Genomic DNA, 23396 nt, shown 5'->3' on the forward strand with positions numbered 1-23396 from the left:
CCTGGGCCTGCGACCGCCGACCGCTTGAAGCGGCCCGGCTGGACCGCCTCAATCCGCGAATTCCCCGGCGGCCTGCAGGATGGGCCGCCAGCGCGCGACCTCGCGCGCCAGCAGCTCGCGCAGCGCCTCCGGCGTGCCGGTGGCCTCGGGCTCGGGCGCGGTGCCAAGCTCGGTCAGCCGGGCGGTGACGCGGGCATCGGCCAGCGCCACGCGCAAGGCGCGGTTCAGCCGCTGGATGACCGGCTGCGGCGTGCCCGCTGGTGCGAACAGCGCCTGCCAGATGCTGAGCTGGAAATCGGGCATCCCCGCTTCGGCCGTTGTCGGCACCTCGGGCAGGGCCGGCAGGCGCTGGGGCGCTGCGAGCGCGAAGGCGCGCACCGAGCGCCCGTGGACCTGGCCGAGCGCGCTGGTCGTCTGGTCGCAATAGAGATCGATCCGGCCGGCGCTCAGCTCCGGGAAGACCTCGCCCGAGCTGCGATAGGGCACCGTCGTCGCCTGCATGCGCAGCGCCGCCTGCATCAGCATGGCGCAGAGCTGCGAGGAGGAGCCGAGCCCGGCATGCGCGAGGTTCGCCTGGGCGCCCTGCCGCCGCAGATAGTCGACCATTTCCGCCAGCGTGCTGCCCGGGAAGTTCGGCCGGCCGATCCAGACCATCGGGTTGCGGTTCATCAGCCCGATCGGCTCGAAATCCTTGACCGGGTCGTAGGCGAGGCGCCGGTACAGCGTCGGCGCCGTGGACATGCCGATATTGTGCATCAGCAGGCGATAGCCGTCGGGCCGCGCCTGCGCGGCGCGGGCGACGCCGACCGTCCCCCCGGCGCCGGGGATGTTCTCGATGACCAGCGGCTGGCCGAGGTCGCGGCCCATCGCCTCCGCGATCACCCGCGCCACGCCGTCGATCGGCCCGGGCGCGAAGGGGATGATCATGGTGATCGGCTGCGTGGGCCAAGCCTGCGCCAGGGCCGGTGCGGGGCCAAACCATGCCGCGGCCATGGCGGCGGCGCCCCCGATCAGCAGCGAACGTCTCTTCATCGCGGAGCTTCCTTCTGCGTGAGATGCGAACGATCGGCCGCCGGGCAGCGGTGGGGACGCCGGCGCGGCGCGGGCGCTGTCAGTCCGGGCGATAGGCGGCCACGAGGTCGACCTCGACCCGCGCCCCGGGCGTAGAGAGCTGGTTGATGCAGACGGTCGTGCTCACCGGGCGCCAGCTCTCGAAGTACCGGCCCTGCACGGCATTGAGGCCATCCTGGTCGCGCATATCCGTCAGGTAGCGGGTCACCTTCACCACATCGGTCCAGGCCAGGCCCTCATGCGCGAGGATGGCGCCGAGCGTGTCGAAGACGCGGGTCGCCTGGTCCTCGATGCGGACGGGGTGGTCGTGCTCCTCCGGCCGGTGTGGGTGATGGTGGTAGAGGGGCGATGGGGTGGCGCCGGAGACGTAGAGCAGGTCGCCGCCGCCGCGCACCCGGATGGCCGGGGCATAGGGCATGTCCGCCTGGCGCTCGGGCTGGGTCTGGATCTCGCCGAGGCGGTTGTTGGTCGGGGATAGCCGGAACGGGGGTCTTTGCGGCATGTGCGGCCTCCTGACGGGTGGCTGCATCTCATCGCCTGTAATAGCTTCCTGTCAAGATATTTGATGGAAAGATAAATGCGTGAACGCGACATCGTGGATGAGCTGGCCGAGGCCTGGCAGGAAGCACGGCCCGGGATGGACGCCTCGCATCTGCACATCCTCGGCCGTGTCTCCCGGATCGAGGCGCAGTTCCGCCGCCGGATCGAGGCGTGGCTGGCGCCCTTCGGCCTGAGCTGGGACATGTTCGACCTGGCGGCGACGCTGCTGCGCGCGCCCGGGAACGCTATGCGCCCCGGGGAGCTGTCGCGCTGGTGCCTGCTATCATCGGGCGCCATGACCAAGCGGATCGACCGGCTGGTGGCGGCCGGGCTTGCGGAGCGCAGCCCCGACCCGGCCGACCGGCGTGCGCAGCTCGTGCGCCTCACGCCGGCGGGGCTCGCTTTGGCCGAGCAGGCGGTGCCGGCGCATTTCGCGGCCGCCCGGGCACTGGTCGCCGAGTTGGCGCCGGAGGAGCGGGAGGTCTTTTCAGGCCTGGCGCGCCGGCTGCTGCTCGTGCTCGAGAAGCAGGGCTGACGGCCCCCCTCCCAGCGCCCGCCTTGCGGCATCGAGCAGCGGCGTGATGAGCGGGTTGCGCGTGTCGCTCCGCCAGCAGAGCGCGGTTTCGGTCCATATCTCGTCCTCGGCAAAGCGGCGGAAAGCGATGCCGCGGACGGCCATCAAGGCCGCCGTCTCCGGCACGATGGCAACGCCTTCCCCGGCCAGCACCAGCCCGAGCGCGGTCTGCACGGTGCGGAAGGACTGGCGCGTCCGCGGCCGCACGCCGTGCCGTTCCAGGAAGGTCGATATCGTCGCCGCCAACCCGGCTTCCGCTGCGGCGCGCGGCAGGCCGATCAGGGTCTGGTCGGCCAACGCCGCCACCGGCACGGCGTCGTGGTGCGCCAGGGCGCTGCTGTCGGGCATGGCCAGGATCAGTCGCTCCGGCGCCAGGACCTCGGCGATGACATCGGGGTGCCGCACCGGTGGGCGGCAGAGACCGGCAGTGACCAGCCCCTCGACGACAGCGGCCTCGTTCGTCGAGGCGTCGAGCTCCCGCAATTCCAGCGTGGCGCCCGGGCAGGCGGCGCGGAGCAGCGGCAGCAGTCGCGGCAGTGCCCCGAGCGCCAGGCTGTGCATGTAGCCCAGCACCAACCGGCCGCCTCGCCCCGCCGCGGCATCCCGCGCCACCGCCGCGGCATCCGCGGCCCCTTCCAGGACGTCCCGCGCGGGGCCCAGGAAGGCCTGCCCGGCCGCGGTCAGCCGCACGCCGCGCGCGTGCCGCTCGAACAGCGGCGCCCCGATCTCGGTCTCCAGCGCACGGATCTGCACCGAGAGCGGTGGCTGCGCCATGCCCAGCCGGACGGCGGCACGGCCGAAATGCAGCTCCTCCGCCAGGGCGACGAAGTAGCGAAGGTGGCGCAGCTCCATCGTCATATCTTCGAAGTATGGAGCGGAAGGCAAAGCAATATTGGACGCTCCCCGCGGGCCGATGCGACAGTCACAGGATCGACACAGCGCAGGTGGCCCGCATGACAGCCCTGCAAGCCCCCATGATGCAGCGTCGGGACGGGATCGAGATCCGTCCCCTGAACCCGACCATCGGCGCCGAGCTGCACGGCATCGACCTGGCACAGCCCCTGGCGGAAGAACAGGTTGCGGGGATCCGCGACGCGCTGCACCGCTACAAGGTCGTCTTCTTCCGCGACCAGGCGATCACGCCGGAGCAGCAGCTCGATTTCGCCCGCCGCTTCGGGCCGATCGACGTCAACCCGATCTTCGGCCATGTCCCGGACCACCCCGAGGTGATGCTGATCGTGAAGGAGCCGGACGACCGCTACAATATCGGTGAGATATGGCATTCGGACATGAGCTTCGCGCCGGTGCCGCCGATGGGCTCGATCCTCTACGCCCACCAGGTGCCGCCCGCCGGCGGCGACACGCTCTGGTGCGACATGCACCGCGCCTACGAGACCCTCTCGGATGGGCTGAAATCGACCCTCCGCGGGCTGCGCGCCATCCACGACAACCGCGGACAGCTGGAACGCGCCGCCGCCCGCGCCGGCGAGGTCTCGACCACCGTCCAGGCCAGCGCCTTCAGCAAGCTGCGGGAAGCGGTGCATCCGGTGGTGCGCGTGCACGAAGGCAGCGGCCTGCCATGCCTCTTCGTCTCGGAAACCTTCACCTGGCGCTTCGAGGGCTGGACCCGCGAGGAATCCCTGCCGCTGCTGCGCTTCCTCTGGGACCACGCGATCAAGGTGGAGAACCAGGTGCGCTTCCGCTGGCAGCAAGGCTCGATCGCCTTCTGGGACAATCGCTCGACCATGCACTACGCGGCCAATGACTATCACGGCTGGCGCCGCGAGATGCACCGCGTGACGATCAAGGGGACGCCGCCCGGCTGAAGGCGGCGCGGGAATTGCCAGGCACAGGGCCGAACGCCGATTGGGAATGCTGGAGGCGCATGCGCATGCTCGGAAAACGACAGCTGCTGCTGGCAGGCGCGGCGGGGCTGCTTGCGGCGCCCGCCATCCGCCCTGCCGCGGCGCAGGACGGCTCGACCTGGTCGCAGATCAGGGCGCGCGGCGCGCTGCGCATCGGCGTCACCGCCGCTGAACCATGGTTCTACAAGGATCCGGCGACGGAGGTCTGGCGCGGGGCCGCCGTCGCCTATGGCGAGAAGCTGGCCGAGACGCTTGGCGTCCGGATGGTCCCGATCGAGACGACCTGGGGCAATTCCGTTGCCGCGATCCAGGCCAACCAGATCGACATCATGTTCGTGCTGGACCCGACCGAGCAGCGCCGCCAGGCCATCGATTTCCCCGACAGTCCCTTCCTCTACTACGCGCTCGGCGCCATGACCCGCGGCGACACGCATGCCACCGAATGGGCTGAGCTCGACAGGCCGGGCCTCAGGATCGGCCTGGTTCTCGGCACCACCATCGACCGCTTCGCCTCCGAGAAGCTGACGAGATCGACCATAGAGCGCTTCGCCTCCAACGACGAAACCGTCGCGGCCTTCGCCGCGCGGCGCATCGACGTGGTGCTGCAGTTCCACCCGGCGCTGATCGCGCAGCGGGCGCGGCTGCGCATGGGAACGATCACGCTGCCGAGGCCGGTCAATGCCGTGCCGACCAGCGCCGGCATCCGCCGCGAACCCGACACGCAGTGGAAGGACTGGCTGAGCGCGCGCTTCAGGGACTACTACGAGAACGGCACCACGCAGTCGCTGTTCGAGACCTATCTGCGCAGCCGCAACATCGACCCGGCGACCACGCCCGGCATCACGCGCGAGGCCTGGGGCCTGTAGGAGGGCGAAGGCGGGCTGCCCGCATGCGCTATGACTGGGATTTCGGCGCCGTCCTCGCCCAGGCGCCGCTGCTGCTGGATGGTCTGATCGGCACGCTGCGCATCGCCGCGGCGGCGATCGGGCTCGGCGTTGCCTTGGGACTGGTGCTGGCGCTGATGCGGCTGTCGCCGCGATGGCTGCTGCGCTGGCCGGCCGCCGCCTTCGTCGAGTTCTACCGCAACACGCCCGCCATCGTGCATTTCTTCTGGTTCTACTTCGCCATGCCGGTGGTGCTGGACGTCAGCCTGGACGCTTTCCTCGCCGCCACCCTGGCGCTCGCCACCCAGTCCGCCGCCTTCTATGCCGAGGTCTTCCGCGGCGGCATCCGCTCGCTCGGCCCGGGGCAATGGGAAGCCGGCCGCGCGCTCGGCATGACCGACGGCCAGGCGATGCGGCGCATCATCCTGCCGCAGGCCATGACGCGCATGGTCGCACCCTTCCTGGAGCGTTCCTTCGAGCTCTTGAAGACCACCTCCCTCGCCTCGACCCTGGCCTATGGCGAGTTGCTGTTCCGCGCGACGCAGGTGAACAGCGCGACCTTCCGCCCGCTCGAGACCTACACCGTCCTGGCGGGCATGTATGTCCTGCTGCTCTTCCTGTTCAGCAGCGCGGCCGGGTTCGCCGAGCGCCGCATGACGGCCTTCCGCTAGGCGATGGCCTATGAATGGGACTTCGCCATCGTGCTGGAGAACCTGCCTGTGCTGCTGCGCGGGCTCGGTGTCATGCTGCAGCTCTGGCTGTCGGCGCTGGCGTTCGGGCTGGCTGCGGGCTTCGTGATCGCGCTGGGGCGCATGGCGGCGGCCGCGCCGCTGCGCCTCCTCGCCCGTTGCTATGTCGAGCTGTTCCGCAATACCCCGGCGCTGATCCAATTGATCTGGTTCTACTACGCCTTTCCGATCGTGATCGGGGTGCAGCTCACGCCCTTCGCCGCGGCGGTGATCGGCCTGTCGCTGAACACCTCGGCCTATGCGGCGGAGATCTTCCGCGGCGGCATGCAGGCGGTGCCGCGCGGCCAGTGGGAAGGCGCCAGCGCGCTCGGCATGACCCATGCCGCGGTGCTGCGTCGCGTGGTGTTGCCGCAGGTGCTGCGGCTGATGCTGCCGGCCTTCACCAACCGGGCGATCGAGCTGGCCAAGACCACCTCCCTCGCCTCCGTGCTCGCGGTGCAAGAGCTGATGTACCAGGGCCGCCTGCTGAGTGCGACCTACTACCGGCCGATGGAGATCCTCACCACGGTCGCGCTGATCTATTTCATGGTGATCTGGCCAGGCAGCCTGCTCTCCGCCTGGCTGGAGCGCCGGCTGGCACGGCATGGCTGAAGGGAGCGGGATGGCTGACATCGTTCTGGAGACACGCGGCCTGTGCAAGCGCTTCGGCCCGATCGAGGTGCTGCGCGGGATCGACCTGCAGGTCCGCGCCGGCGAGCGCATCGCCATCATCGGTGGCAGCGGCTCGGGCAAGAGCACGCTGCTGCGCTGCCTGAACTTCATGGAGACGCCGAGCGAAGGCGAGGTGCTGCTGGACGGCGTGCCGATCGGTGCGCCGCGCCGCCACCGCGACGGCCGCGTCACCACGGCCTATTCGCCGGCGGCGCTCTGCCGCGTGCGCCAGCGCGTCGGGATGGTGTTCCAGCAGTTCAACCTCTTCCCGCATATGACGGTGATCGAGAACGTCATGGAGGGGCTGCGCACGGTCAAGCGCCTGCCGCGTGCCGAGGCGCGGGGGAAGGCGCTGGCACAGCTGCATCGCGTCGGCCTGGCCGAGAAGCTGGACGCCTATCCCGCGCGCTTGTCCGGCGGCCAGCAGCAGCGCGTCGCCATCGCCCGCGCATTGGCGATGGAACCGGAGGTCATGCTGTTCGACGAGCCGACCTCCTCCCTCGACCCGGAGCTGGTGGGGGAAGTGCTGCGCAGCATCCGCACCCTGGCGGAGGACGGCACCACCATGCTGCTCGTGACGCATGAGCTGGGCTTCGCCTTCCATGTCGCCACCCGTGTGATCTTCCTGGCCGATGGTGTCTTCCATGAGACGGGGACGCCCGATGCGGTGCTCCGCCACCCGCAGCGCGAGCGCACCCGCGCCTTCCTGGCCAGCCACGCCGAATTCACCTTCTGACCTCCTGCCGACCGGAGCCTGCCATGACCGACACCGTCTCCGTGCCGACCGCCGCCAGCGACAGCGCGCAAGGCTATGTGGATGACCCGCGCAACGCCGATGTGCTGCTCTATGTCGACGGCGATTTCGTCACCCGCGACAAGGCCGTCGTCTCCGTCTTCGATGCCGGCTTCGTGCTGGGCGATGGCGTCTGGGAGGGGCTGCGCCTGGTCAAGGGTCGCCTGCTGTCGTTGGATGCCCATATGGACCGGCTGTTCCAGGGCGCCAATGCCATCGCCATGGATCTGCGCATGACGCGGGAGCAAGTGGTCGCCGCCATCCGCGCCACCCTGGACCGCAACGGCATGACCGACGGCGTGCATATCCGCCTGATGATCACCCGCGGCCGCAAGACAACGCCGAACCAGGATCCGCGCTTCGCCATCGGCAAGCCGACCATGGTCATCATCGCCGAGTACAAGAAGCCAAGGCCGGAAGCCAAGGCACGCGGATTGTCGCTCTTCACCTCGGCGATCCGCTGCAGCGCGCCCGACGTCTTCGACCTGCGGCTGAACTCGCACAGCCGCCTGAACCTGATCCAGGCGCTGATCCAGGCGATCAACGCCGGCGCCGACGAGGCGCTGATGCTCGATCCCATGGGCTTCGTTGCGAGCTGCAACTCGACCAACTTCTTCATCGTGCGCGGCGGTGAGCTGTGGACCTCGACCGGCCGCTACAGTTTCCGCGGCATCACGCATGCGACGATCATGGCGCTCGCGAGGGAGAATGGGGTGACGGTGCGCGAGACCGACTTCACCCTGGCGGAGACCTATGGCGCGGACGAGGCCTTTGCCACGGGCACGCTTGGCGGCATCACGCCGGTCACCAGGATCGACGGTCGCCGCATCGGATCGGGTGGCTCCGGGCCGTTGACCGCACGATTGTCGGCAATCTACGAGGGCTGGGTGCAGGCGGCCTGAGGGGCAGGACGGCCGCCGCGCCACCCTGTCGCCTCGATGACGTGCCGCAGTGTGGGTCAGAAGCCGGGACGGGGCACCAGATCCATCATCACCTGATCCAGCCCGCCATCCACCAGGATCTCCGCGCCGTTCACATAGCCGGACCGCCCGCTCGCCAGGAACAGCACGGCATCGGCGATGTCCTGCGGCGTGCCGACGCGGCGCCCCGGTACCATCGCGGCGCGGCGCTCGGCGACGCCGGGCGCCTGGTAGAAGGCCTCAGACATGGGCGTGCGGATCAGCCCCGGGCTCACGATGTTGCTGCGGATGCCATCGGGGCCCCATTCCAGCGCCAATTGCCGCGACAGCATGGCGACCCCGGCCTTGCTCGGGCTGTAGCCGCCGCTGCGCGGCTGCGGATTGCTGGCGGCGATGGAGGCGATGTGGATGATGCCGCCGCCACCGCGCGCGATCATGCCGGGGCGGGCCGCCTGGGCACACAGCAGGTAGCCGGTCAGGTTCACCGCCAGCAGGGCATTCCATTCGGCCAGCGGCAGCTCGGCCAGCGGGCCGGGGCGCAGCAGCCCCGCATTGTTGACGAGGATGTCGGCGGGGCCCAGCGCGTCCCGCGCCGCGGCAAACGCGGCTTGCACGGAACCGGCATCGGCGATGTCGCAGGCGATGGCGAAAACCTTGCCGCCTCGCGCCGACAGCGCTCCGGCCAGGCGCGCACACCCCTCCTCATTGCGGTCGAGCAGCGCGACCGCGGCGCCCGCGGCGACGAAGCTCTCCGCGATCGCGATGCCCATGCCACCGGCTGCGCCGGTGACGATCGCGGTGCGGCCCGCAAGCCCAAGCCAATCCTCGGCCATTTCCTCCCCCCTTTTCTGACAGGGCTTCTGATCAGGCAGCCTAGTGCAGCGCCTCGCGAAGACAACGGCCGGATCCATCAAGCGATCGTGGACCGGCTGCCGGGTGATTGCCGCGCTGGCCGGCGCCGGCCAGTATCCGGCCAAAGCATCCGCGCCGCGGCGATGGCGCGCGACCGGAGGAGACCACGCCATGGATGGCATCCTGACCGACTCTTCGGCAGAAGCTGCGGCCAGGGGCTGGCTCCGCGATTTCGAAGCGGCGCTGGCTTCGGGCGACACCACACGGATCGCGGTGCTCTTCGCGCCCGAATGCCATTGGCGGGACATTCTCGCCTTCACCTGGAATATCCGCACAGCCTCCGGCGTTTCTGCCATCGCGGCGCGAATTGCGCCGGCGCTGCCGCGCATGGCGCCGCATGGGTTCGCGATCGCCGCCGGACGAACCCCGCCGCGACGCATCCAGCGCGCGGGCACAGAGGCGATCGAGGCGATCTTCACCTTCGAGACCACGGTGGGCCCTTGCGACGGCGTGGTGCGGCTGGTGTCCGATGCGGGGGTGCCGCGCGCCTGGACGCTGATGACGGCACTTGCCGAGATCCGCGGCCATGAGGACCCGGCCAATGGCCAGCGCTGGCAGGATGTCGATTGGAAGCGGAACTTCGGCGGCGAGAACTGGCTCGATCGGCGCAACCGCGCGCGCGCCTATGCCGACCGCGGTCCCGCGGTGCTGGTGGTGGGCGCGGCGCAGGCAGGGCTCTCCGTCGCCGCGCGGCTGACCATGCTCGGCGTCGACACGCTGGTCGTCGACCGGGAGGCGCGCATCGGGGATTCCTGGCGGCAGCGCTACCACGCGCTGACGCTGCACAACGAGACGCGCGTCAACCACCTGCCCTACATGCCCTTCCCGCGCTCCTGGCCGGTTTTCATCCCGAAGGACATGCTGGCCAATTGGTTCGAGATCTATGCCGAGGCGATGGAGCTCAATGTCTGGGCGCAGACCGCGCTCACCGCCGGCACCTGGGACGCGGCCGCGCAGTGCTGGGACGTCACGCTGACGCGCGGCGACGGCGCGGAGCGGCGCATGCGCCCGCGCCATATCGTCATGGCGAACGGCGTCAGCTCCATCCCGATCATGCCGGACCTGCCTGGACTCCGGGAATTCCGGGGCACGGTGCACCATTCGGGCGCCTATGGCAGCGGGCTCGAGTGGGAGGGCAAGCGGGCGCTGGTGCTTGGCACCGGCACCTCAGGGCATGACGTGGCGCAGGATCTCGTCGTCTCCGGCGCGGCGGAGGTGACGCTGATCCAGCGGCGGCCGACGCTGGTGGTGAGCCTGAAGGAGGCCCAGGCACCCTATGCGCTCTACGACGAAGAGATCCCCTTCGAGGACAAGGATCTGCTGGCGACCTCCTTCCCTTACCCGGTCTATCGCCGGTCGCATCAGCGCATGACCACGATGAATCGCCACGCGGACCAGGCGCTGCTGGCGGGGCTGGAGAAGCGCGGCTTCCGGCTGAGCTCCGGAGAGGACGGGACTGGCTGGCAGTTCCTGTATCTGAACCGGGGCGGCGGGTATTACTTCGACGCCGGCTGTTCGCAGATGATCATCGATGGCCGCATCGGGCTGATCCAGTTCGACAACATCGCGCGCTTCGGGGCGGAAGGCGCGATCATGAAGGACGGCAGCGTGACACGGGCCGACCTCATCGTGCTCGCGACGGGCTATGAGGGGCAGGCGGCGGCGGCGCGGCGCATCCTGGGCGATGCGGTGGGCGACCGCATCGGACGCGTCTGGGGCTTCGACGAGGAAGGGGAACTGCACGGGATGTGGCGCCCGACCGGACAGCCCGGACTGTGGTTCCACGCCGGCGGCCTGGCGCAGTGCCGGATCTTCTCCAAGGTGCTTGCACTGCAGATCAAGGCGCGGGAGCTCGGCATCGCCGGCTGACCGGCTCCGGCCGATCCGTGCCGCAGACGCGTGACTGAACGGTATCGTCAGGGTCAACAGCATGCACGCGAGCGTGTCCATGCATATTACGCATATCTGTGCCGACCAGTGTCGGTTTGCGTCAGAAATATGAAGGTGGCATACCTGCGTCACACCGAAGGCGACCAGAAGTCGCCGGTGAGTTGACCATCAGCGAAGTCGAGTATCCGACACCCACAGCCGCAGCATCTGCCCAGGGAACCTGGAGGATGCAAAGCCTTCTGTCCGATATGCCGAGCAGATTACAGATTCTGCGCTTGATGAAGCCTTCTTGAGAAGGCCGAGTCTGGGCAGGAGTGGCGGAATCGACTTTACCGAATGGCCGTCCTGGTGCGGTGCCGTGAGTGGGCCGCACCTCTAGAGAAGGATGTGTGTCATGAAGCGCCTTATGATCGCGACCCTGCTGGCCGCTTCGACCCTGGGCCTCGCCAACATGGCCATGGCCAATGACCGCACTGTGGTGCCGAGCTCCGAGGGCTCGTTCATCAAGCAGCAGTCGCAGCAGTACAGCACCAACAACGGCCAGTAATTCTGGCGTTGCTCCTCCAGCACGGGCGTGCCCACGGCCGGGGCGCCTGATTGCGGCGCCGATGACGGGCCGCACGAACGAGAAGGAATTGATCTCATGAAGCGTGTTCTGATGGCGGCCGTGCTCGCGGCCTCGACCCTTGGCCTGGCCGGCGTGGCGATGGCCGCCGATGTTGTCGACGAGACCCCGGCGACCCGCACGCAGCTCGCCGGTCCCTCGGACGGCTCCTTCGTCAGGCAGCAGTCCCTGCAGTACAACACCGACAACGGCGAATGACCGCCGGACTGCCGGCCTGAAGACAAGGGCGGATCCGCAGGGATCCGCCTTTTTTCATGCCTGACCCCCGCCGGCCGGATGCCGCGCCCGCGCCGGGACAGGCGCCGAGGCCGATCGCTGGAACAATGCGGCGCGGGGATCTGTAACAAATTTCAAATTGGAAATTACATCATATTCGTATACTACACACATAAGCAATATCTCTGCTGCACTATGCGTAAATCACCGAATAATAAACTTAACAAGGACCTTGTATGTCTCCTGACGCTGATGCCGCTGGCATGCATGACGACATTGTCTATCCTTCCTCCATTCCATTCATCATCGTTCATGTCGCATGTGTTGCCGCGGTCTGGTCGGGCGTTACATGGCAGGCTGTCGCGATCTGCGTCACGCTGTACTGGCTGCGCATGTTCGCGATCGGGGGAGGGTACCACCGCTATTTCTCCCACCGCGCTTACGGGACCAGCAGGGTCTTTCAGTTCGTCCTGGCCTTCCTGGCCCAGAGCAGCGGGCAAAAGAGCGTTCTCTGGTGGGCCGCCAAGCACCGGCATCACCACCTGCATTCCGATACCGCGCAGGACGTGCATTCACCCCGGCACACGGGGTTCCTCTACAGCCATGTGGGCTGGATATTCGCCCGCAAGCATGACCGGGTCGATCTGAGCAAGGTCGCGGATCTGGCGCGGTACCCGGAGTTGATGTGGCTGCATCGATGGGAGTTGGCGCCGGCCCTGATCCTCGCTGCCGTGTGCGCTCTCATCGGGGGCTGGTCCGGCCTCGTGGTCGGATTCCTCTGGAGCACGGTGCTCCTGTATCACGCCACCTTCTGCATCAATTCGCTGGCGCATGTGCGCGGCAGCAAGCGGTATGTGACCGGCGATGATTCCCGCAACAACTGGTTCCTGGCCCTGATCACCATGGGCGAGGGCTGGCACAACAATCACCACGCCTACCAGGCCAGCGTCCGGCAGGGCTTCCGGTGGTGGGAAATCGATCCGACCTTCTACATCCTGAAGGCGTTGTCCTGGATCGGCGTGGTGTGGGACCTGAAGACGCCGCCCGAGCAGGTATTGCGGAACGAGCAGCGGCTGGGCCTGCGCGTCGTCAATCGCGCGGCGGAGGAACTGGCGGCGCAGTTCAATCCGGAGCGCATCGCCGCTACCATCGCAGCCGCCCTGCACGAATTCGAGCTGTCCACGGTGCGGGAAGCGCTCATCCGTGTGCGGGACAATACGGCGAGCGCGATCGCGGACCTGCATCTGCCGCAACTGCCGGGTCGCGAGGCGTTCCTGGCCAAGGCGACGGTCATGTTCACGCGGACCAGGTCATTGGACGACATCGTCGACCGCGCTCACGAACTCCTCCTCATCTCGGTCGGCATGCATCTGCCGGCCCCTGCCGAAGGTCGCCCATAGCTCAACCCTCCCGCGCCACCTTCTCCAGCAGGGTGGCCAGCAGCGATGCCTCCTCGGGCGAAAGGCCCTCGGTGATGCGCCGCTCATGCGCGGCGAGCAGCGCTTCGAGCCGGGCGAGCATCGCCGCGCCGGCCGGGGTGGCGCGCAGTTGCAGGCTGCGCCGGTCCGCACCGGCCTCGCGGGCCAGGAGCCGCATCTCTTCCAAGCGGTCGAGCAGCGGCGCCGCGCGGGAGCGGCCGTGGCCCATCGCCTCGGCCAGGCGCGAGGGCGCGATGCCTGGATTCGCTACCACGATGGAAAGCGCGGCCAGCAGCGGGGGCGTGAAACCCTCCGGCGCCAGCGCCGCCTCGAGGTCCCTGATCATGCGCAGATAAGCGCGCTTCAGGCCGTAGGAGACGGTGGCCGTGAGCGGGCCGAACGCGGTCGGGGCGTCGTAATCGTTCAATTGTTGAACATTCTCGTGCATCCGCCTATCCTTCGTCCCAATCGGAGGAAAGGTCCATGAAGGTCATCATTGCCGGTGGCGGCATCGGCGGCCTCACGCTCGCCCTCGCGCTGCATGCGGCGGGCATCGGCGTCGAGCTGCATGAGGCGGCACCCGAACCGAGGCCGCTTGGCGTCGGCATCAACCTCCAGCCGCATGCGATGCGCGAACTCACCGAGCTCGGCCTCGGCGAGCGCGTGCTCGCAGCCGGCGTGCCGACGCGCGAGCTGCTCTATCTGAACCGCCATGGCGAGGAGATCTGGCGGGAGGATCGCGGGCTTCATGCCGGCTACCGCTGGCCGCAGGTGAGCATCCATCGCGGCGAGCTGCTGATGCTGCTGCTCGCTGCCGCGCACGAGCGTTTCCCCGAAGCGATCCACCTCGGCTCGCGCGGCATCGCGGTGGAGAGCGACGGGGCGGGGGCCGCGCTGCTTCTCGCCGGCGGCGGCACGGCGCGGGGTGATGCGGTGGTGGCGGCGGATGGCATCCACAGCGCCATCCGCGCGCAGTGGTTTCCGGACGAAGGGCCGCCGCGCTGGAACGGCAGCATTCTCTGGCGCGCGACCGCGGAGCATCCGGGCTTCCTCACCGGCCGCAGCATGTTCCAGGCCGGCACCAACGACGTGAAGTTCGTCTGCTATCCGATCCGCGCGGCGACGACGGACCGGCCCGCGCTGATCAACTGGATCGCTGAGAAGCGCGTCGACCCCGCGACCCCCTGGGCGCGGGAGGACTGGAACCGGCCCGGGACCATCGAGGATTTCCTGCCGCTCTTCACGCGCTGGGAATGGCCCTGGCTCTCCGTGCCGGAGCTGATCCGGCGGACCGAGGCAGTCTGGGAATTCCCCATGGTCGATCGCGACCCGCTGCCGCGCTGGACGCATGGGCGCGCGACGCTGCTGGGCGACGCCGCGCATCCCATGTACCCGATCGGTTCCAACGGCGCCTCGCAGGCCATCATCGATGCCCGCGTGCTGGCATTCCATCTGGCGACGGCCGGCGAAGTGGCGGCGGGGCTCGCTGGCTATGAGGCGGCGCGGCGGCCGGCGACGGCGGCACTGGTCGAGGCCAATCGCGGGGCAGGGCCCGACCGGGTGCTGGACATCGCCGAGGCGCGCGCGCCGGAGGGCTTCGGCGCCAGCGGTCGCGAGGCCTTTCTGCCCCGGGCCGAGCTCGAAGCCATCGCCCAGGCCTACAAGCGCATCGCGGGCTTCGAGCCCGCCGCGCTGAACGCGCGCCCCAGCTATTCGGTGCGGTCGCGCACAGCGGTCTGAACGGGCTCGCGCCGGCGCCGCCGCGCAGCTACTGCGCCGCGGCGAGGCGCGGGCCGTCCGGCATCAGGTGCTTCACCCGCGGCATCACCTCGCGTGCGATCAGCTCGAGCGAGTGCCGCCATGCCTCGGGCTTGCCCGCATAGTCGAAGCCGAACACCAGGAGCTGCCCGAAGCCGCCGACATCGGCGTAGATGTCCTCGATCCTGCGGACGACGGTGTCGGGCGATCCGATGATCCAGTTCCGATGCGCGCAGTACTCCACCGTCACATCGGAATCGGCCACCGCCGGATCGTGCTTGAGGTAGTCCTTGAAGCCGAAATTGGCGAGCAGGGGCAGGAAGTACTCGCCCATCATCCGGCCCATCATGTCGCCGACCGAGAGGCGCCACGCTTCCTCGTCAGTGTCGGCGACGAAGATCTCGCGCACCAGGCGCCAGTCCGCCCGTCGCGGCGTCCGGCCCGATTTGCGCGCGCCTTCCTCGACGCTCTCCCAATGGCTCGCGACATAGGCGGGGTTGAGGTTCAGGCTCATCGGCAGGAAGCCCCGCTCTCCCGCGAGCTTCAGCGTGTCCGACCGCTTCGACAGCCCGGCGATGCCGATCGGCGGGTGCGGCGCCTGCAGGGGCCTGATATGCGGCTTGAGGAAGCCGAACATCGTCTCGGGCCTGTCGACCTGCCAGTATTTGCCTCCGTAGTGGAAAGGCGCCTCGCTGCTCCAGAGCTTCAGGATGATGTCGAGCGCCTCGCGCGTCATGTCGCGGTTGGCGCCACTCATCCCATCCACGTTGAACATCGCCCAGTCGCTCGGCAGACCCGAAGCGGCGATGCCGAAATTGAGCCTTCCCTCGGACAGGTGGTCGAGCATCGCCACGCGGTTCGCGAGCTCCGCCGGGTGGTGGTAGGGCAGCAGGAAGCCGCCAGGGCCGATGCGGATGCGGCTGGTCTGCAGGAGCGCCTGGGCGATCAGCAGATCCGGGGCGGGATGAGGCTCCCACGGCGCGGTGTGGTGTTCGCCGACCCAGATCTCCGAGAAGCCGAGCTCGTCGAGCCAGCGGAAGGTCTGGAGATCCCAGTCGTGCCCGGCCTTCAACCCGCGCTCCGGCGGGTGGGACGGCATGGTGAAATAGCCGAACTCCATCTCGCGTTCCTCCATCTCCGGTGTTGCCCCGGATCGCCGAAGGGAACGCCTCCCGCTGCGCGGGTGCAACCGGAAAGCGAGGGATCGCTCAGGCTTGAGTGGCTTCGGTACCCGTGCTGTGCCGCCGCAAAAGAACAGCACCAGCCATTACCGCCACATCCCCCGCATCTGCGCCGCGACGTCGACGCGCATTCCGCTGCGCAGCCCCGCGGCTGCCGCGGCTGCCGCTGCTCCGGGCCAACTGACGAACTCGAAGTGGTCCAGAATCTCGCGCGGGATGAATCGCGTCCGCGACGCGTAGACGTGCCGGTCGCCCTGGGCGCGCTGCGAATGCGTGAAGAACCGCTGCGGCAGGACGAGGTGCAGGCTGTCCTTGGCCCGTGTCATCGCGACGTAGAGCAGGCGCCGCTCCTCCTCGATGTCGGCTTCGCAGCCGGTGCCGAGATCTGATGGCATGCAGCCATCCACGGCGTTCAGCAGGTAGACCGAACGCCATTCCTGGCCCTTGGCGGAGTGGATGGTCGACAGGATCAGGTAGTCCTCGTCGAGGTGGGGAACGCCCGATTGGTCGCTGGTGGCATCGGGCGGGTCCAGGGTGAGCTCGGTCAGGAAGCGCTCGCGGGAGGGATACCCCGCGGCAATCTGCTCGAGCTGGAGAAGATCGGCAAGGCGCGTCGGCGCGTCCTCGTGCACGCGCTCGAGAATCGGCTCGTACCAGCGCCGCGCGAGGTCGATCTCGGCCGGCCATCCCGCCTTGCCGCCGTGCAGCTCGGTCATGACCTCGACCAGGCGCCGCCATTCCTCGCCCAGCCGCGGCGGCACCGGCATGTTGGCGAGCGCATGGATCGGGCGCGGCTGATCGGCCATGCCGTCCAGCACGCGACGAGCCGTCGAGGGACCGGCACCCGGGACCAGCAGCATGACGCGGAACCCGGCGACGACATCCCTGGGGTTCTGGGCGAAGCGCAGCAGCGCCAGCAGGTCCTTGACATGGGCGCTGTCCAGGAACTTCAGGCCGCCGAACTTCACGAAGGGGATGCGGCGGCGGGTCAGCTCGACCTCCAGCATCGCGCTATGGCTCGCGGTCCGGAACAGCACGGCCTGCTGCTTCAGCGTCGCTCCCATCTCCCGGTTCTCGAGCACCCGGGTTGCGACGAAGCGCGCCTGCTCCATCTCGTCGCGCACGGTCACCAGCTCCGGCCGCTGCGCCGATTGGCGGTCGGTCCAGAGGGTCTTCGTGAACCGCTCCTTCGCCAGGCCGATGACGGCGTTCGCCGCCTCCAGGAGGGGCTGCGTCGAGCGGTAGTTGCGGTCGAGCGTGACGACGTCGGCAGGCGGATCGAAAGCCGCGGGAAAGTCGAGGATGTTCCGCACCGTCGCAGCCCGGAAGGCGTAGATCGACTGCGCATCGTCGCCGACCACCGTGAGGCCGCGGCCGGAAGGCTTCATGGTCAGCAGGATGGTCGCCTGCAGCCGGTTCGTGTCCTGGTACTCGTCGACCAGCACGTGGTCGAAGCGGCTGCCGACATGCTCGGCGATGCCGGGATCGGCCTGCATCTGCGCCCAGTAGAGCAGCAGGTCGTCGTAATCGAGCACGCTCTGCGCCTGCTTCGCCTCGACATAGGCGGCGAAAAGCGCCCGCAGCTCCGTCTCCCAGCGGGTGCACCAGGGGAAGACGTCGCGCAGCACGTCGGCCAGCGCTTCGCCGCTGTTCACCGCGCGCGAATAGATCTCGAGGCATGTGGCCTTGGTCGGGAAGCGGCTCTCCGTCTTCGAGAACCCGAGTTCGTGGCGAACCAGGTTCATCAGGTCGGCGGCATCCTCGCGGTCGTGGATGGAGAAGTCCGGCTGGATCCCGATCTGCCCGGCATACTCGCGCAGCAGCCGGGCCCCGATGCTGTGGAAGGTCCCGGCCCATGGCAGCCCGGCCGCCATGATCCCGGCGTGCTCGCCAAGGACCTGCGCGCAAATCCGCTCCGCGCGGCGGCCGAGATCGGCGGCCGCCCGGCGGGAGAAGGTCATCAGGAGAATGCGGTGCGGGTCGGCGCCGTGGACAAGGAGATGGGCGACCCGGTGCGCCAGGGTGTTCGTCTTGCCCGAACCGGCACCTGCGATGACCAGCAGCGGCCCGGAGGGGTGCGCGCCGGTGATGCCGTGCTCGACCGCGCGCCGCTGCTCCGGGTTGAGCTTTTCGAGGTAAGGAACGGCCATCGCGCGATTCGGGTCTGGAAGGCGGCGACCTTCTCAGTTTCCCGTTTTGTTCGCAATGGCCTCGGCTTCCGGCGACGCTCGTGGGCGACAGCTCCGCCCCCCGGGCGGTCGAAGCAGGCTCCGCTGTCGGATCGGCCTCTCCTTGATCGTCCTTAGGACATCCGTAGTCGAAGGAGGTGACTGTGACGCCGCGGCTTGCCGATCAGACCAATGTCGCGATCTTGCCCAGTGATGGAGCCGGACAGGCGCCGACGCCTCCCGCCGAAGCAGGCACTCGGCCGCATACTGGGGCTGCACGGGACGACTGGTCCGCTGCGCCATCGCTTTGGGAAATTCGGCGGAGGTGGATCGGGCACCACCACAGCACTCGGCCCCATGCGCGCCTGGATATGGCGCCTGGGAGCTGAGAGGGAAACCTGCCAGTTACTTACCCGGCGGCCTCCAGGATCCGCTACCGATATTGACTTGCACTTCGAATCTCCAGATGCGTATACAATTATTGAAGCAAAGAACGGATCGCAAATGCCTGACAACGACGCCAGCGGGAATATTTTGAGTCTCACGGCGGAAATCGTCGCCGCCCATGTCTCGCACAATGTCGTGCCGCTTTCTGATCTGCCCGGTCTGATCCAGGACGTCTACCGGACCCTGTCGCGCATCGAGACCCCGCCGGCGCCAGTCGTCGAGAGGCCGCAGCCAGCGGTCCCGATCAAGAAGTCGATCACGCCCGAGTATCTGATCTGCCTCGAGGATGGGAAGAAGCTGAAGATGCTGAAGCGGCATCTGAAGACCGCCTTCAACCTGACGCCGGAGCAGTACCGGGAGCGCTGGGGCCTTACGGCCGACTACCCGATGGTCGCACCGAACTATGCCGCGCATCGCTCCGCGCTGGCCAAGAAGATCGGCCTCGGCACCAAGCCGCGTGCCCGGCCCACGCGCGGCCGCAGGGCGGGCGGCAAGGCGGCCTAAGCTTTCTCGAGAGCGAGGTGCGGCTGAGCCCTGGGACCGCGGCTCGGGAGACCGGTCGGCGTATTCCTAAGCGGAGCGGGAGGGCTCTGAGCTATCGCGGGCGATATGAGCCCCGATCGCTCACCTGCTGTCCGACGACAGCGGCTGCATCGACGCGCAGAGGATCGAGATCACCCGCGCCTGCGCCCGCGAGACCACCGGCGCCGGGTCGCGGCGGCGGGGGATGACGGGCTTTCTCGTCGGGTGATCGATCAGCGCCGCAAGCAATCCGCCCGGTGAGCAGCCGCCGCGCATCCTGATGGGCTGCCTAGCGATAGACGAAGCCTGTTCCGACACATTGGTAGGCGTAGGAGTAGCCGGGCACGCATTGGAGATCGACGACGCCATCGAGCCCGGCCCTTGCTGCTTCCCGGCGAATCGCCTGAAAGAGATCCTCGTTGCTCTGATAATCGCTCCGGCCTGCATTGAGTTGAGAGACACGGATGAAGTCGCGAGCAGGCGCGTTCCCGCGAAAGATCATTTGGATCTCGCTCGGAGGAGCGGAGCTGCGCGGGTAGTTCATTGTGGACGTGAAGGTCGCATGCGCGGTGAACAGGGAGCACGCGGGGAGTGCTGTCCCGAGGCAAATCGCGGCGATCCGCGCCGCCGCGCTCGGCACCCACTTCATTGGCAGCATCGGCGGTCTCCTTCAACCGGCGGGTCATAAGCGCGCAGCTCCTGCTCGGCCTCATCCGATCGGAGGAGGCCCGGGACGAAAAATGCGTGCGCGGACGACTGCACGTTGGAAGCATGTGAGCGGCTCGAACCTGGGCATAACTCCAGCGCGCCATGCCGTTTCGAACTCGATCACAAGTCGTTTACCATACAGATCGAAAGCTCACCCCTGCAGGTCTATCCTCCGATCAGAGGATAGACCCCGAGCCTGCCCCTCGGCTGACTGCGACGCCGTCTCGGATGGGGGTCGCGTGTGGCTACATCGTCGCTCGTCGCATTGCTCAGCGGGTTGATACCCGCCTACGCCCTTGTCCTTTCGTCGCCCGGTCCAAACCTCCTGCTGATCATCCGCGCGAGCCTTTCCGGGTCACCGGGAGCCACCGTCGCCGCAGCGAGCGGGATCGGCATCGGCGCCGGTGTTGCAGCATCATGCGCCGTTCTCGCCGCCAGCCTGGTGAGCCTCCAGGGCGCGGTCCTGGATTGGGCGGAAGCCGCCGGTCGCGTGGTGTTCGCGCTGCTGCTGATCCGGTCCGGCTGGCGGACCTTGCGCCGCGTCGGGAGCGTTGCGGATGCGACCTCCGCGTCGCCCGAGATCCGCCACGCGGCTCAGTTCAGGCTCGGGGCCGTGGCCGCGATGAGCAACCCGCTTACGGTTCCATTCTTCGCGGCGTTCTTCCTGGCACACCGCGAGACGCGAGAGCTGCCGGTCGCAATCGCGGCATGCAGTCTTGTCGCCCTAATGGCCACCGGCTGGTTTATCGCGGTGGGCATGCTCCTGGTCCGGTCGGGGTGGCGCATGCGAATGAGCAGCAATGCGCGATGGCCAGAGGCGGCCATCGGGTGCGCCTTCTTTTTGTGCGCGGGCGCGGCGATCTGGCCGCTTTGCGCCAGCGGGCCCGGGTAGTCGTACTGCCGGTCAAGGTCGGATCCCCTCACGAATGAGGGCTGGGGCGTCGGTATGGCATGAGGTCGCCGGCCTGCCCGGACGAAAGTCACTGCGCTCCAAGGGAACGACGCGGCATGCTGCGTGCATCCGATGAACGCATTCCGTGCCGATGCGCGCAGGAGGGTGACGCGTTGACCAAAGCAGCTCCTGATCATGGCGCAGCCGTGGACGCCATCTACAGCGCCGTGGCCGCCCCCGGAGGCTGGCCTGAAACCCTCCGCATGCTCGCGGACCACATCGGCGCCACCGGTGCGTTCCTCATTCACAGTGGAAGCGCCGGGTGCCCGCCGTTCATCGTCCAGGAACGGCTCCGCGCGGATCTGGTGGCGCCCTACTTCCGCGACTACTCCGACAACCCGTATGCGAGAGCGTTCGCGCGGGTACGGCCAGGTCAGGTCTACATCGCCAACCAGTTGGTCGACGTGGCATCTCTGCGACGCTCCGCCTTCTATGCTGACATCCTTGTGCCACAGGCGATGGAGGATCAGGTGGTGCTGCCGCACGCCAGCCTCACCCGCAACGGCAGCAGCGGCGGAATTTCCTTCGCACTCTCAAAGCGGCAACTCGAGGGTAGGCAGTCGGCAGTGGCTCGCCTGCGACGGCTGGCTCCACACCTGTCCCGCGCGATCGATCTCAGCCTGCACACGGAGCGGAGCCACGCCGCCACCTGGCAGACTGCCCTCATGCTCGACGCCATGCCGGGAGCAGCTCTGCTTCTCGACAGCAAGGGATGTATTCTCAGAGCGAACAGCGGCGCCGAGGCGCTGCTCCATGAGGGCGACGGGATCTTCGCCAGGCGGGCCGACGGCTTGGTCCTTGCGGCGCACGGGCGCACCGAAGCCCGGCGGCTTTCCGCGGCTATCGCAGGCGCGCTGGCCGTGGCGCGTGGCGATAGCGGAGACGCCGGCGAGCCGCTGGTTGTGACGCGTCCCTCCGGCCGCTCGGCGCTGCTGGTGCTCGTCACGCCGTTGCCGCCGACCGCATTCTCGATCTGGGATGCGGCCGATGCTGGTGCCCGGGTTCTGGTGCAGATCGCCGATCCCCATGCTCCGGCGCAAGCGCAGGCAGAAGCGCTGCGGCGGGCGGTGGGCCTCACCGCAGCCGAAGCCCGGGTCGCGGCCCTGGTCGGCGCGGGGAACAGCGTGCCCGAGGCTGCCAAAGTACTCGGGATTTCTCCCCTGACCGCAAAGACCCATCTGCTTCGCTGCTTCGACAAGGCCGGCGTGCGGTCTCAGGTGGCGCTTGCGAGGCTGCTTGCCTCGCTTCCCTTGATGCCGCGCGAGCAATCCTGAGCGCGGCCGCTGCATACGCCCAAAGCCGAGGCAGACAATGCGCTCGCCGAGAGATGGAGCTCTGCGGAAATCCTGAGACTGAGATTCTCGACGACATGCAGGCGGAGTGAACGAACTTGCCTCACAGCCAGACGACGCTTATCGACACAATCTACTCTGCTGCCGCTCACCCTGATCGCTGGCCTGCCGTTTTGACCGTGGTGGCCGACCATGTCGGTGCGACCGGTGGCATGCTCGCCTACATCGCGCCTCGCGCGCAGCGCGGGTTCCTCATCAACGGCAGGCTTAGGGAAGACCTCGGGAAACTGTTCCTCGACAGGCATCTGATGAACCCCTGGACGGTCGCAATCAAGGATGTGCCGCCGAGCCATCCCATCATCGCCAACAGCCTGATCGACACCAGTGAGCTGCGTCGCTCCGAGTTCTACGCCGATGTGTTGGCTCCCCAGAGCGTGGAAAATATCATCAACGTCAAGGAGGCTGTGCTCGCCGAAGGCGGCAGCCTAGGCGGCTTTGGCTTCACACTCTCCGCGCGCGGCTCCGATCGCGCCGAGGAAGGGCTTCGGCGTCTACGAGGGATCCGCTCGCACCTGTCGAGAGCGCTCGAGACATCTCTCGCACTTGGGCGTCACGCCGACGGCACGCGGCAGTTGACCCGCGTGCTCCACCTCATGCCCGGCCCCGCATTTCTCCTCGACCGTGGCGGGCACATCAGCCACGCCAACTCTGCCGCCGAAGCGCTTCTCAGGCGACACGACGGGCTTGGCGTCGACGTGTCGGGCGGACTTAGGCTCGCAGCCGCTCTCCCGCAGGAAACGAAGGAAATCTCGCGCGCCATCGCGACCGCGCTGTCGGTTGCCGTGGGCGGGGAGGACATTCTGCCTCCGCCTCTCCGTCTCACGCGTCCATCCGGATTGCCGCCGCTCATCCTCATGCTCGTCCCGCTTCCTCCACCGGCATTCGCGCTGTGGGAGTTGAACGAGGCGGCGCGCGCGATGGTCCTGGTCATCGATCCGGATCAGCAGGCATCGCTCACTGCGCATGCCGCGGGTGCAGCCTTTGGCCTCACGGCGGCTGAGGCGCGGGTTGCGGCACTGATCGCTGGCGGGTTCAGCGTTCCCGAGGCGGCTGCCGCTTTGGGGATCGCGCCGACGACGGTAAAGACACATCTGCTTCGGTGCTTCGACAAGACCGGGGTTCGATCTCAATCTGGCTTGGCGCGCCTATTCGCGAACTTGCCTGTCAGCGAACGGTTCCTCGGAAGAAGGTAAGTCCAGG

Annotated in this window: 25 protein-coding genes; 16 read left to right on the forward strand and 9 right to left on the reverse strand. The window is 68.1% G+C overall.

Features of this window, described 5'->3' with window-relative positions; genetic code table 11:
* Positions 1-48 precede the first annotated feature (48 nt).
* Both GXW71_RS22040 and GXW71_RS22045 read right to left on the reverse strand, forming a co-directional pair.
* Positions 49-1032, reverse strand: a complete 984-nt coding sequence (locus GXW71_RS22040; protein WP_211854842.1) for a tripartite tricarboxylate transporter substrate-binding protein — start codon at positions 1030-1032, stop codon at positions 49-51.
* A gap of 79 nt (positions 1033-1111) precedes the next feature.
* On the reverse strand, positions 1112-1573 hold the full coding sequence (locus tag GXW71_RS22045) for a RidA family protein (protein WP_211854843.1): 462 nt from the start codon (positions 1571-1573) through the stop codon (positions 1112-1114).
* Positions 1574-1648: 75 nt separating this feature from the next.
* Between GXW71_RS22045 and GXW71_RS22050 the strand changes: the two genes are divergently transcribed.
* Positions 1649-2146, forward strand: coding sequence for a MarR family winged helix-turn-helix transcriptional regulator (locus GXW71_RS22050; RefSeq protein WP_211854844.1), 498 nt, complete (start codon positions 1649-1651; stop codon positions 2144-2146).
* Here the strand turns inward: GXW71_RS22050 and GXW71_RS22055 are convergent.
* Positions 2099-3037, reverse strand: coding sequence for a LysR substrate-binding domain-containing protein (locus tag GXW71_RS22055; RefSeq protein WP_211854845.1), 939 nt, complete (start codon positions 3035-3037; stop codon positions 2099-2101). The two genes, GXW71_RS22050 and GXW71_RS22055, sit on opposite strands and share 48 nt — an antisense overlap.
* A 101-nt stretch (positions 3038-3138) precedes the next feature.
* Here GXW71_RS22055 and GXW71_RS22060 point away from each other — a divergent pair, with 101 nt between their 5' ends.
* The 6 genes from GXW71_RS22060 to GXW71_RS22085 all read left to right on the forward strand — a co-directional run bounded on the left by GXW71_RS22060 (position 3139) and on the right by GXW71_RS22085 (position 8029).
* Positions 3139-4011, forward strand: a complete 873-nt coding sequence (locus tag GXW71_RS22060) for a TauD/TfdA dioxygenase family protein (RefSeq protein ID WP_211854846.1) — start codon at positions 3139-3141, stop codon at positions 4009-4011.
* A 65-nt stretch (positions 4012-4076) separates the two neighbouring features.
* A complete protein-coding gene (locus GXW71_RS22065; RefSeq protein ID WP_211854847.1) occupies positions 4077-4916 on the forward strand; it encodes a transporter substrate-binding domain-containing protein in 840 nt (279 codons plus the stop codon).
* A 23-nt stretch (positions 4917-4939) separates the two neighbouring features.
* On the forward strand, positions 4940-5605 hold the full coding sequence (locus GXW71_RS22070) for an amino acid ABC transporter permease (protein ID WP_211854848.1): 666 nt from the start codon (positions 4940-4942) through the stop codon (positions 5603-5605).
* Between the two features lie 3 nt (positions 5606-5608).
* A complete protein-coding gene (locus GXW71_RS22075) occupies positions 5609-6274 on the forward strand; it encodes an amino acid ABC transporter permease (protein WP_211854849.1) in 666 nt (221 codons plus the stop codon).
* 10 nt (positions 6275-6284) lie between these two features.
* Positions 6285-7070, forward strand: coding sequence for an amino acid ABC transporter ATP-binding protein (locus tag GXW71_RS22080; protein WP_211854850.1), 786 nt, complete (start codon positions 6285-6287; stop codon positions 7068-7070).
* Positions 7071-7093: 23 nt separating this feature from the next.
* Positions 7094-8029 carry an aminotransferase class IV gene (locus GXW71_RS22085; RefSeq protein ID WP_211854851.1) on the forward strand — a complete coding sequence of 312 codons (936 nt, stop codon included), beginning with the start codon at positions 7094-7096 and terminating at the stop codon, positions 8027-8029.
* Positions 8030-8085: 56 nt separating this feature from the next.
* Here GXW71_RS22085 and GXW71_RS22090 read toward each other — a convergent pair whose 3' ends face one another.
* A complete protein-coding gene (locus GXW71_RS22090; protein WP_211854852.1) occupies positions 8086-8880 on the reverse strand; it encodes an SDR family NAD(P)-dependent oxidoreductase in 795 nt (264 codons plus the stop codon).
* 190 nt (positions 8881-9070) lie between these two features.
* Here GXW71_RS22090 and GXW71_RS22095 point away from each other — a divergent pair, with 190 nt between their 5' ends.
* From GXW71_RS22095 to GXW71_RS22110, 4 genes are all read left to right on the forward strand, one after another.
* Positions 9071-10828, forward strand: coding sequence for a flavin-containing monooxygenase (locus GXW71_RS22095; RefSeq protein ID WP_211854853.1), 1758 nt, complete (start codon positions 9071-9073; stop codon positions 10826-10828).
* A 415-nt stretch (positions 10829-11243) separates the two neighbouring features.
* Positions 11244-11396 (forward strand): hypothetical protein, encoded by a 153-nt coding sequence (locus GXW71_RS22100; protein ID WP_211854854.1) that lies wholly within the window; start codon positions 11244-11246, stop codon positions 11394-11396.
* Between the two features lie 96 nt (positions 11397-11492).
* Positions 11493-11672: a hypothetical protein gene (locus GXW71_RS22105; protein ID WP_211854855.1), complete on the forward strand. Its 180-nt coding sequence runs from the start codon at positions 11493-11495 to the stop codon at positions 11670-11672.
* A 281-nt stretch (positions 11673-11953) separates the two neighbouring features.
* Positions 11954-13090: an acyl-CoA desaturase gene (locus GXW71_RS22110; protein ID WP_246526774.1), complete on the forward strand. Its 1137-nt coding sequence runs from the start codon at positions 11954-11956 to the stop codon at positions 13088-13090.
* 1 nt (position 13091) lies between these two features.
* Here GXW71_RS22110 and GXW71_RS22115 read toward each other — a convergent pair whose 3' ends face one another.
* Positions 13092-13556 (reverse strand): MarR family winged helix-turn-helix transcriptional regulator, encoded by a 465-nt coding sequence (locus GXW71_RS22115; protein WP_211854857.1) that lies wholly within the window; start codon positions 13554-13556, stop codon positions 13092-13094.
* 35 nt (positions 13557-13591) lie between these two features.
* On the opposite strand from GXW71_RS22115, the gene GXW71_RS22120 reads away from it, so the two are divergent.
* Complete coding sequence (locus GXW71_RS22120; RefSeq protein ID WP_211854858.1) at positions 13592-14848, forward strand: flavin-dependent oxidoreductase; 1257 nt, start codon at positions 13592-13594, stop codon at positions 14846-14848.
* Between the two features lie 28 nt (positions 14849-14876).
* Here the strand turns inward: GXW71_RS22120 and GXW71_RS22125 are convergent, their stop codons facing one another.
* On the reverse strand, positions 14877-16001 hold the full coding sequence (locus tag GXW71_RS22125) for an LLM class flavin-dependent oxidoreductase (RefSeq protein WP_211854859.1): 1125 nt from the start codon (positions 15999-16001) through the stop codon (positions 14877-14879).
* A 132-nt stretch (positions 16002-16133) separates the two neighbouring features.
* Positions 16134-18197 (reverse strand): ATP-dependent helicase, encoded by a 2064-nt coding sequence (locus GXW71_RS22130; RefSeq protein WP_211854860.1) that lies wholly within the window; start codon positions 18195-18197, stop codon positions 16134-16136.
* A 522-nt stretch (positions 18198-18719) separates the two neighbouring features.
* Between GXW71_RS22130 and GXW71_RS22135 the strand changes: the two genes are divergently transcribed.
* Complete coding sequence (locus GXW71_RS22135) at positions 18720-19166, forward strand: MucR family transcriptional regulator (RefSeq protein WP_211854874.1); 447 nt, start codon at positions 18720-18722, stop codon at positions 19164-19166.
* Positions 19167-19286: 120 nt separating this feature from the next.
* On the opposite strand, the gene GXW71_RS22140 is transcribed toward GXW71_RS22135, so the two are convergent.
* Positions 19287-19460 (reverse strand): hypothetical protein, encoded by a 174-nt coding sequence (locus GXW71_RS22140; protein ID WP_211854861.1) that lies wholly within the window; start codon positions 19458-19460, stop codon positions 19287-19289.
* 13 nt (positions 19461-19473) lie between these two features.
* A complete protein-coding gene (locus GXW71_RS22145) occupies positions 19474-19842 on the reverse strand; it encodes a hypothetical protein (RefSeq protein WP_211854862.1) in 369 nt (122 codons plus the stop codon).
* Positions 19843-20133: 291 nt separating this feature from the next.
* Between GXW71_RS22145 and GXW71_RS22150 the strand changes: the two genes are divergently transcribed.
* From GXW71_RS22150 to GXW71_RS22160, 3 genes are all read left to right on the forward strand, one after another.
* Positions 20134-20784 (forward strand): LysE family translocator, encoded by a 651-nt coding sequence (locus GXW71_RS22150; RefSeq protein WP_211854863.1) that lies wholly within the window; start codon positions 20134-20136, stop codon positions 20782-20784.
* A 116-nt stretch (positions 20785-20900) separates the two neighbouring features.
* A complete protein-coding gene (locus tag GXW71_RS22155; RefSeq protein WP_211854864.1) occupies positions 20901-22118 on the forward strand; it encodes a helix-turn-helix transcriptional regulator in 1218 nt (405 codons plus the stop codon).
* A 116-nt stretch (positions 22119-22234) separates the two neighbouring features.
* Entirely contained in the window at positions 22235-23389 is a 1155-nt protein-coding gene (locus tag GXW71_RS22160; protein ID WP_211854865.1) for a helix-turn-helix transcriptional regulator, read from the forward strand.
* Positions 23390-23396 lie beyond the last annotated feature (7 nt).

It is taken from the genome of Plastoroseomonas hellenica (genome assembly GCF_018129085.1).
Lineage (GTDB): Bacteria > Pseudomonadota > Alphaproteobacteria > Acetobacterales > Acetobacteraceae > Plastoroseomonas > Plastoroseomonas hellenica.

What these genes read in the sequence shown, in the direction of transcription:
- GXW71_RS22070 (WP_211854848.1), top strand. Translation starts at nt 4,940, where the DNA reads ATGCGCTATGACTGGGATTTCGGCGCCGTCCTCGCCCAGGCGCCGCTG.
- GXW71_RS22090 (WP_211854852.1), bottom strand. Translation starts at nt 8,880, where the DNA reads ATGGCCGAGGATTGGCTTGGGCTTGCGGGCCGCACCGCGATCGTCACC.
- GXW71_RS22065 (WP_211854847.1), top strand. Translation starts at nt 4,077, where the DNA reads ATGCTCGGAAAACGACAGCTGCTGCTGGCAGGCGCGGCGGGGCTGCTT.
- GXW71_RS22050 (WP_211854844.1), top strand. Translation starts at nt 1,649, where the DNA reads ATGCGTGAACGCGACATCGTGGATGAGCTGGCCGAGGCCTGGCAGGAA.
- GXW71_RS22080 (WP_211854850.1), top strand. Translation starts at nt 6,285, where the DNA reads ATGGCTGACATCGTTCTGGAGACACGCGGCCTGTGCAAGCGCTTCGGC.
- GXW71_RS22135 (WP_211854874.1), top strand. Translation starts at nt 18,720, where the DNA reads ATGCCTGACAACGACGCCAGCGGGAATATTTTGAGTCTCACGGCGGAA.
- GXW71_RS22140 (WP_211854861.1), bottom strand. Translation starts at nt 19,460, where the DNA reads ATGCGCGGCGGCTGCTCACCGGGCGGATTGCTTGCGGCGCTGATCGAT.
- GXW71_RS22100 (WP_211854854.1), top strand. Translation starts at nt 11,244, where the DNA reads ATGAAGCGCCTTATGATCGCGACCCTGCTGGCCGCTTCGACCCTGGGC.
- GXW71_RS22120 (WP_211854858.1), top strand. Translation starts at nt 13,592, where the DNA reads ATGAAGGTCATCATTGCCGGTGGCGGCATCGGCGGCCTCACGCTCGCC.
- GXW71_RS22085 (WP_211854851.1), top strand. Translation starts at nt 7,094, where the DNA reads ATGACCGACACCGTCTCCGTGCCGACCGCCGCCAGCGACAGCGCGCAA.
- GXW71_RS22130 (WP_211854860.1), bottom strand. Translation starts at nt 18,197, where the DNA reads ATGGCCGTTCCTTACCTCGAAAAGCTCAACCCGGAGCAGCGGCGCGCG.
- GXW71_RS22060 (WP_211854846.1), top strand. Translation starts at nt 3,139, where the DNA reads ATGACAGCCCTGCAAGCCCCCATGATGCAGCGTCGGGACGGGATCGAG.
- GXW71_RS22115 (WP_211854857.1), bottom strand. Translation starts at nt 13,556, where the DNA reads ATGCACGAGAATGTTCAACAATTGAACGATTACGACGCCCCGACCGCG.
- GXW71_RS22075 (WP_211854849.1), top strand. Translation starts at nt 5,609, where the DNA reads ATGGCCTATGAATGGGACTTCGCCATCGTGCTGGAGAACCTGCCTGTG.
- GXW71_RS22055 (WP_211854845.1), bottom strand. Translation starts at nt 3,037, where the DNA reads ATGGAGCTGCGCCACCTTCGCTACTTCGTCGCCCTGGCGGAGGAGCTG.
- GXW71_RS22125 (WP_211854859.1), bottom strand. Translation starts at nt 16,001, where the DNA reads ATGGAGGAACGCGAGATGGAGTTCGGCTATTTCACCATGCCGTCCCAC.
- GXW71_RS22095 (WP_211854853.1), top strand. Translation starts at nt 9,071, where the DNA reads ATGGATGGCATCCTGACCGACTCTTCGGCAGAAGCTGCGGCCAGGGGC.
- GXW71_RS22145 (WP_211854862.1), bottom strand. Translation starts at nt 19,842, where the DNA reads ATGCTGCCAATGAAGTGGGTGCCGAGCGCGGCGGCGCGGATCGCCGCG.
- GXW71_RS22155 (WP_211854864.1), top strand. Translation starts at nt 20,901, where the DNA reads ATGCTGCGTGCATCCGATGAACGCATTCCGTGCCGATGCGCGCAGGAG.
- GXW71_RS22040 (WP_211854842.1), bottom strand. Translation starts at nt 1,032, where the DNA reads ATGAAGAGACGTTCGCTGCTGATCGGGGGCGCCGCCGCCATGGCCGCG.
- GXW71_RS22110 (WP_246526774.1), top strand. Translation starts at nt 11,954, where the DNA reads ATGCATGACGACATTGTCTATCCTTCCTCCATTCCATTCATCATCGTT.
- GXW71_RS22045 (WP_211854843.1), bottom strand. Translation starts at nt 1,573, where the DNA reads ATGCCGCAAAGACCCCCGTTCCGGCTATCCCCGACCAACAACCGCCTC.
- GXW71_RS22105 (WP_211854855.1), top strand. Translation starts at nt 11,493, where the DNA reads ATGAAGCGTGTTCTGATGGCGGCCGTGCTCGCGGCCTCGACCCTTGGC.